The sequence below is a fragment of the Microcoleus sp. B4-C2 genome, assembly GCF_036705265.1.
Taxonomy (GTDB): domain Bacteria; phylum Cyanobacteriota; class Cyanobacteriia; order Cyanobacteriales; family Microcoleaceae; genus Microcoleus.
In genome coordinates this window covers 1-7,951 of sequence record NZ_JAUBUB010000159.1, presented here as the reverse complement: position 1 = coordinate 7,951, position 7,951 = coordinate 1, and the positions used below count along the sequence as shown (strand labels likewise).

General features: G+C 46.8%; 5 protein-coding genes, 1 pseudogene and 1 riboswitch. All 6 genes and pseudogenes read right to left on the bottom strand.

All coding sequences use genetic code 11. The annotated features are described in order from the left end of the window. Positions 1-229: 229 nt before the first annotated feature. Entirely contained in the window at positions 230-940 is a 711-nt protein-coding gene (locus QUB20_RS27520) for a precorrin-2 C(20)-methyltransferase (protein ID WP_333234318.1), read from the bottom strand. Positions 941-1,027: 87 nt separating this feature from the next. Next, the gene (iscB, locus tag QUB20_RS27515; protein ID WP_445299437.1) at positions 1,028-1,924 is read right to left on the bottom strand and encodes an RNA-guided endonuclease IscB; all 897 of its coding nucleotides are present in this window, start codon (positions 1,922-1,924) and stop codon (positions 1,028-1,030) included. Continuing rightward, positions 1,908-3,674 (bottom strand): group II intron reverse transcriptase/maturase, encoded by a 1,767-nt coding sequence (ltrA, locus tag QUB20_RS27510; protein WP_333247443.1) that lies wholly within the window; start codon positions 3,672-3,674, stop codon positions 1,908-1,910. Before ltrA ends, iscB (QUB20_RS27515) begins: the two co-directional genes overlap by 17 nt. Positions 3,675-4,379: 705 nt before the next feature. After that, a pseudogene (gene iscB / locus QUB20_RS27505) lies at positions 4,380-4,919 on the bottom strand (RNA-guided endonuclease IscB); the annotation flags it as partial. Positions 4,920-5,154: 235 nt separating this feature from the next. Beyond that, positions 5,155-5,784: a precorrin-8X methylmutase gene (locus QUB20_RS27500; RefSeq protein WP_333157768.1), complete on the bottom strand. Its 630-nt coding sequence runs from the start codon at positions 5,782-5,784 to the stop codon at positions 5,155-5,157. A gap of 159 nt (positions 5,785-5,943) precedes the next feature. After that, positions 5,944-7,611, bottom strand: a complete 1,668-nt coding sequence (gene cobG / locus QUB20_RS27495; RefSeq protein ID WP_333247446.1) for a precorrin-3B synthase — start codon at positions 7,609-7,611, stop codon at positions 5,944-5,946. 8 nt (positions 7,612-7,619) lie between these two features. Beyond that, positions 7,620-7,699: riboswitch (adenosylcobalamin-variant (AdoCbl-variant) riboswitch) on the bottom strand. Positions 7,700-7,951 lie beyond the last annotated feature (252 nt).

Genomic DNA, 7,951 nt, shown 5'->3' with positions numbered 1-7,951 from the left:
ATTTGTTTATGATTGCTTTATTTGGTTTTCAATGTTCGTGACGGCTTTGTGTTCCGCCATGTAAATAAACATAAAGCATATTCTCAGGTTTGTAAAGTTTTTTAACAACAGATTAACTGATGATATATATAAGATTGACTTATCAATAGCAGGAATGGTGGATAAATGGGAAAGAATGGACAAAAACTAGGTAAAGCCTGGAAGCGCGTCGCCTTCAGGCATGGAAATATTAAGATACAGACTTCTGCTGGCTAGGTATCATAATGAGAGCCCAATAGGGAACTTCAGCGGGCTCGACATCTGCGATCGCCCGAATTCGCTGATTCGGCATAGTTGCGCGTTCTATATACAATGCTCGATCGAACTGTCCCAACTCAATCAGTACATCCCGGACTTTCGCAAAATGCCGCCCCAGTTTAATAATCACAGCAGCATCAACAACCGCCAGTCGATCGCGCAAAACCTCAGCATCCAGCGTCGCAGGCATAATACTTAACACATCGTTACGATAAGTCAGCGGCACTCCCAACGCAGCCGCACTCGCCATTGTCGAAGAAATTCCCGGCACAACTTCAGTGGTAAATCTCGCCGACAAACGGTTGAATAGATACATAAACGAGCCGTAGAGAAAAGGCTCGCCCTCACATAGCACCGCCACATCCCGCCCCTCGCTCAGATGTGCCGCAATTTTCTCGGCTGCAATATCATAATAAGGTTGAGACGATCGCGTGGGACTAAAAGGCAACGGCATCGGAATCTCAATTTGCTCCGGGCGCAGATAATCTGCGACGATCGCCCGCGCCAGCACCTTACCATTTTCCATCGCCGGATAGGCAATCACCGGCACCGATTGCAAAATCCGATAAGCTTTCAATGTGATCAATTCTGGATCGCCAGGGCCAATACCCAAACCGTACAATTTACCAGTAGCCTTAGTCATAAAAACCTCGCGGTAACTTGGAAACCCAGTGGCTTTAGCCCTGGGAGGAAAAGGGACACGGGATACTTTAGTATCCCGTCAACAGTCTTAAAACCCATAATTGTACCCATCCTTTTGATGAATAGGAAAACAATATTTGTGATTGATTCCTTGGATTAATCCTTGGGTTGTTGCCACATTAAAACTGCCAGATGAGCGGACAGCCACTCTGCCCGTATAAGTGCCCATCTTTTTGCCAGAAGTAACAACGGCTTTTACAATATCCCCTGTCTGGAAACCCTTAACAAACTTAAACCTAGGAACGTACCTAGAAGGGAATCCAAATTTATCCGTGCGGCACATCTGCCTTGAACCATGCCCCGTGGCTTTGATATTCAAAGGCTGATTCGCTGAAAGGGAAATTTCAGGTGTATTCCCTACGCAAGCAGCATCAAAGAAGTGGGTTTTTGGCAGTTCTAGGCGTATGCGATTGAATTTAGTCAACCCGCCAGAGCCTGTAATAATCTCTTTGCCTGTTGCTTTTAATCGATTGAATAAAGCCCATCGAGTCGAGTTAACAGCAGTGGCATCCTTCAACGGACGCTTAGCTTGTGCCACAATTTTTTTCAAAACATCGGGTTTTTTTGCTAAGAATATCTTGATGTCTTTAGTCCCTTTTTTTGTGTTACAAGGTTCGCAAGCTAAGCACAGGTTAGATATTCTATTAGTTCCGCCCGACGCTCTAGGATGAATGTGTTCAACTTGTAGCGGTACATTCTCTATGCCACAGTAAGCGCACCGCCTATCCCATTTGGCAACAAGATACTCGCGGACTTCGTAACCAGCTAACACGTTAGAGTCGAACGGGGAATCGCTTCCCCGAACTCTCTTGCAAAACTGGACGTGAGACTTTCGCCTCATCCAGCTCCTCACTGATTTGGCACTTGTCATGTGAACCTCGTTCCCTTCTGTTGGGAGGGTTAGGGGATTAAAAAGGGTGGTCATCAATCCATTCCTCGATAATACTTATATCCCTATCGGCTTTGGTTAGCCGAGATTTGGCGTGGAGTTGGTCGTGACAGTGTTTATGTACTAAGCCCAGATTATCCCGCTTGTTGTTTTTGTGATTGCTATCTTTGTGATGAATTTCGGCAAGCGAGTCAGGACTGAAGTATAATCCGCAATATTCGCATTTTCCGCCCTGTATTTTTAGCAACTCGGATAGTTGCTTTTTCACTCCAGGGTAGTCTCCCTTTCGGGCGCTCCAATATATCCAGTTACCGTCGTATGGACTCTTAACGCCCTCAACTTTTGTGTGGCGGACAACCTTTGTGTCTGAGTGATTTATGAGGAATAAACCCTCTTGAGTAGCAAATACCCACTTCCTGTTATCTATTGACTTCCATTCTTTTGAGGATTTACCACTATGACGTTTATGACGGCAACTAGCCCATCCTCTGAGTTGCTTGTAAGTGATGAAGTCAGCTTTTTGGAATGTATCTTTGCTTGACTGTCCTCTGTAATAGTTGCACCAGCCCCTTATGACCGGGTTTAGTCTAGATATTAAGGCTGCTTTGGGAGCATTCTTATGTCCTTCTATGATGATGCCTATTTTTGAGGTATGCAACTTTAGCGCCTCTTTGGATGGGGTGATGATGGTTTTATAACCGCGCTTTGACGCATTTCTTCCTACCTCGAATTGTCTAATATTAAACCCAAGGAAATTAAACCCTGTTGTTGTGTTCAGGGTATGTGTGATTTGCGTCTTTTCGGGCTTTAATTCCAAACTCATGTCTTTTAGCCAGTCTACTGTAATCTGCTGACACTTTTGGACGATTGCTATATCTTCATGTAAAACCACAAAATCATCGGCATATCTGACTACTCCAAGGGATGACCTTTTATCCTTTTTACCCATTGTTTTACCATTGGGATATCTGAGAGTAATGGTTTCTATGTATTGGAGTAGCCTATTCTCTAACCCGTGTAGGGCAATATTTGCCAGGAGTGGCGAAATCACGCCTCCTTGTGGTGTTCCCTCAAGTGTTTGGCTGGTTACTTTCTTTTGCTTGCGGTTAGCGTATCCGCTCCAGTCAATCACCCCCGCTTTCAACCAGCACTTTATTAGGCGTCTTATGGTGGGGGATGTATTCAGTTTTTTCAGCAGTGCCTCGTGGTTGATTCGGTCGAAGCATTTAGCTATATCAGCATCAAGTACCCATTTTGGTTTTTTGTTGATGCTGGCATATATTGCTTCTATCGCATCATGACATGAGCGCCCTGGTCGGAAGCCGTAGCTATTAGGTTCAAACTTAGCTTCCCATTCTGGCTCTAGAGCAGCTTTTACTAAGGCTTGGGATGCCCTATCGTGCATTGTGGGGATTCCTAATGGGCGTTTTTCTGTCCTTCCGGATTTGTCAATCCAAACTCTTCGGACTGGTTTTGCTTTGTAGGAGTAATTTAATTGCCTCAGTTGGTTTGCAAGTGCCATACGTTGCTTGGGGGTTAGACTACTTACCCCGTCTACGCCTGCCGTTTTCTTGCCCTTATTTTCCTGAGTCACCCTTCGCACGGCTAGCATTCTAGCCGACCAGGACTTCATCAACGTTTTTTGCAGCCTGCGGACTGTTCGATTCTCTCCACGTTGAGAGGCTTGATAGATTCGCTTTTGGAGCTTGAAGACTGTCCGCTCTAGCTTTCGCCAGTCGGTTATCTCCCATTCCACAGTTGTCTTGATTGACTCTGTATTAGACATTTGAACTCTGAATCACAACTCTATCTTCCAAATCAATGTGTGAACGTCTGCGTATCCCTCCTATTACGCGAGGGCTTTAGCTTCTTTCACAATCCCACTTTTACATATCATGCGGTTAGCAACCTGCTCAGGTATCGACCTCACTGAGAGATATATAAAAGTTACTTCGTTCCTAATGACCATTTGTTTGAGATTTTAGAGCGGTGCTATCCACGCCCGGTTGTGGGAAGTGCTTGCTAAACGACAAGGTACCCGTTTAGCTCCCTTAAACCTATGGACTTTTGTCACTCCCAGTGTTGCCTCATGGCTTCAGTCTGTTTTCACTGGTTATACCTAACGATGGTTAGTAGCACCTTCGCTGTACGCTGCTCATAATCTCTTGCTAGAGGGGATTATCAGGCAGACTCCCGGCTTACCCTCATTTTTACTACCCCTTGCACGAATTACCTGTCAGATTGCTAGTCTGATGGGCTTGGGTAGCGCTTTCAACTCTGCACCTAAGCGGTAGGACTTGTTATTATGGAGGTTAACTTGTTATGGCTTATCTCCAACCTGCTATCTTTGCTTTTGGCTCAGCAGGGACTCACCTACATGGTCATTAAGTTGTCAAGGTTCTTAGTTTCAGTCAATACAATAGACTGAGAGCCTTGCTCTCCATACACTTCAGGCGGCTAAACCTTCCATTTTCGGAGAAACGAATCGCACTCCTTGTTGATACTCAATCCCTGAAATCTCCGGGTTTTCCATTTTTTGTAAATCAAACCTAACCAATTCCTGAAAAATCGTCTTAACGGGTGCAAGCTTTGATAGTTTGTTGACCCAAGTTAAGGTCGTATCTACTCGGTGCTGGAGGCTGGGAGCCAACCAACCTTTGGATCTAGTTCGGTTCAAAAATCTCGCTTGGCGATACCTTGTCTGGCGACTTCTGCGGTTGCGCCGTAGAGAACGACGCGACTCTAGCAATGCCTTAATTGCTTGAGGGCGATGGGTTAATTCGGCTACCCAGATTAGATGGGAATTCAGAAGCAGAGCAAACCCCGTAACTTTTGAACCGGGGTCAATCTTTAAAGTAACAAGCTGCGGGTCTTGAGCTACCTTTTTTCTCAAAATTAGAGTGAAAGGATAAAGCCTAAACACTTTACATTTGCCAACCTTTAACAGTTTGCGTGCCAAAGATGGTTTGCATGGTGTTAGTGGTTTGCGGTTAGCATCTAGAACAAAAACGTAATTTGGTTGGATAGACATTGTTTTGTCCCTTCGATTTCTCGTAAAGTTCGCTTTGCCAATGTTATAAGGGCTTTTTACGCTTGCAACACTATTCCAGTGACCTTAGAATTGTTTAATTGCAAACAACAGAGCGGAAAACTAGCGTCGCATTTTCCGGTGTTTTGACCCCAACAACGTAGCCAGTTAAGGCTTAGGCGGGTAAGCACGGCTTCAGCAAATAAACTGAAGCCCCGTGTCTTTAGACCGGGGTTGCTTACAATTCATCCTTTTTCGCTAACGCATTCACGGCCGCCGTTGCCATTGCACTGCCACCGCGCCGCCCGTGCAACGTAATAAATGGCACTCCCCGACTGTTGGCGGCCAGTTCGGCTTTGGATTCGGCAGCCCCCACAAATCCTACCGGGAAACCCAGAATTAAAGCCGGTTTGGGTGCTCCGGCATCCAGCATTTCCAGTAGTCGGAACAAAGCAGTCGGGGCATTGCCAATTGCCACAACCGCACCCTGCAAGTTGTCCAGCCATAAATCAAGCGCCGCAGCTGATCGAGTATTTCCCATTTGTCGCGCCAACTCCGGGATTTCGGAATGCCAGAGGGTGCAAATCACCGGATTGTCAGCCGGAAGGCGTTTGCGAGTGATGCCTTCGGCCACCATCCGGGCATCGCACAGAATCGGCGCACCTGCGGCGAGGGCGTTGTGTCCCGCGGTGGCTGCACCGGGGGAAGCTGCTAAATCTGTAACAATATCGGTCATGCCGCAACTGTGAATTAGTCGCACGGCTACCGATTCTAAATCGGGCGGCAAGCTTGACAAATCTGCTTCGGCTCGAATTGTGGCGAAGGATTTGGTGTAGATTTCTGTTCCGTCTCGAATGTAGTCAATCATTGTTTAAAACTGCTATGGGAAGTTTGTGGGATTTGTGAAATAGATTTTTTGAATGAACCGCGAAGGCGCGTTAGCGAAGCGGCGCGTAAGCGCTAGGACGCGAAGGGAAAAATATCAAGATAGGTGCTTAAAACTTGTCAGTTTTAATGGTATATTTTTTCACTTTAAATTCCTATTTTCGGTGCTTAACAACTGCTGTAATTGGTCGATCGCCTGCCGATCGACAAACTCACCAAATGACTCCAAAGGCTCTCGAAAGCGCTGATATACCTGCAACATTCGCTCGATCGCACCGGGCATCTCGATCGCACTCACCGCCGGAAAAATTGGTCGCCCGAAGGGCAAATCTTTTCTACCCGCATAAATGTCGTAACCTTCGATCGTCTCGTGTCCTCGCTCAATCTGAATTCCCACCAGCGTGATATCAATTGGCTGGTGCTGGGCGCAGGACTTTTGGCAACCGCTGAAATGAATGTTAATCGGCAGGTCGATCGTCAATTTTTGCGCTAAATCCCTCACCATTGATAGGGCGTGACTTTGAGTATCTGTCGCCGCCGACGCACAGCCGCTGCTGCCAGCACAAGCCACCAAGCACGAATCTAGGCGAGTCGCCGACGAGTGCAATCCCAAATCGGCGATTTGCTGTTTTACCTCAAAAAGCTGGGAGTTGGGGATATCAGAAATCAACAGATTTTGCCACGGTGTAAGTCTCAGGGTACCGCTGGCTAGTTTTTGGGCTAAATTTGCCAAATTCCGCAGTTGCTTTGATTCTAGCCTACCGAGAGGCAGTGCAATTCCCATGTAGGAGAAACCGGACTGTCGCTGAGGATGAATGCCGAGATGTCGGGATTGTTCGATCGCCCTTGCAGATGAGTCGATCGAACGGGCGGGCAAGATGCCCACCCCACAAGGAAATTCACTCTTTGTGGAACAGGCATCTTGCCTGTTTTTGGGAAAGGCGATGGATCGGGCGGGCAAGATGCCCACCCCACAAGGAAATCCACTCTTTGTGGAACAGGCATCTTGCCTGTTTTTGGGAAAGGTGCAAGATGTGAATTGCAATAAAAATGGTAAATTCTGCTGTACCCGTTCTAGATAACTTTCAGCGCCCCAATCTGCCAGCAGGTGACGCAAACGCGGTTTTTTGCCATCAATTCGAGGTCGATTTTTGGTGTATTCAAGATAGGTGCTAGCCAGGGCCGCTAATACTGAAATACATTGCGATTCTGGGATTAAAATTCCTGTATCGCCGTTGAAATGCAGCCGAAAAAAGATTTCTGATTGGGTTGAAAGCCCTTCAGCAGCTAATAAAATATCGTTGCGTAAAGCCTGGATCGAAACCGATTCCCCGCCGTCCAAGCCAATACTGAACTTAGGCGAAAGTTGCGACAACTCGGAATGCGTTTGCAGGTAATCATCCCAAGCTTTCACTAGCGGGCGAGTATCCAGTAACTGCTGGCGATCGATCCCTGCTGTCGGGCTTGCCATAATATTGCGAATCGGGTCAACTTCAACGCGGCGAGACGCTATCCCCAATTCCTGCAAGCGGTTCCAGACTTCCGGGGGAATTTCCGAGTGCACTTCTCGGATTTGCAAATTTCCCCGATTCGTCACTTGCAAACAGCCGGTACTGTATTGATCTGCTAAATCGGCGATCGTCCCACACTGCTGCGCGTTTAAAATTCCCCCCGGAATCCGCATTCTCGATAAAACTCCGTCTCGGGCTTGGGAACCGTAAAATAAACCCGGACAAGTCGGCAAATCAGTCAAAGCTAACAAATAATCTCCTCCCCGTGCTACGCAGGGAATCCAAAAGTAAACGCCCACAAAGCGCCCCCGAAATCGGCATTCTGACTTTTACAGTTGCGGCACAGCGCCGGAATTGCACCGGACTTTCCCGCTTTCAGGTTTTAGAAAGGTATCACGAGCTGACCCACAGAAAGCAAAACCCTCAACTTTCTTAACAAAACTTCTGGTGATGGCGTCGGGCCCCGCAAGCTACGGCCATCTCTCTCCTTACATCAGCTTTGCTAATCACAGTCATCAGTTTAACTGTCGTCAAACCCCTTTACAAAGGTTAACAATACCGTTAATAATATAAACATCATCCGAACATTGACAACCAAATACAGCAATCATAAAACCATGACAACAACCTTACAGCAGC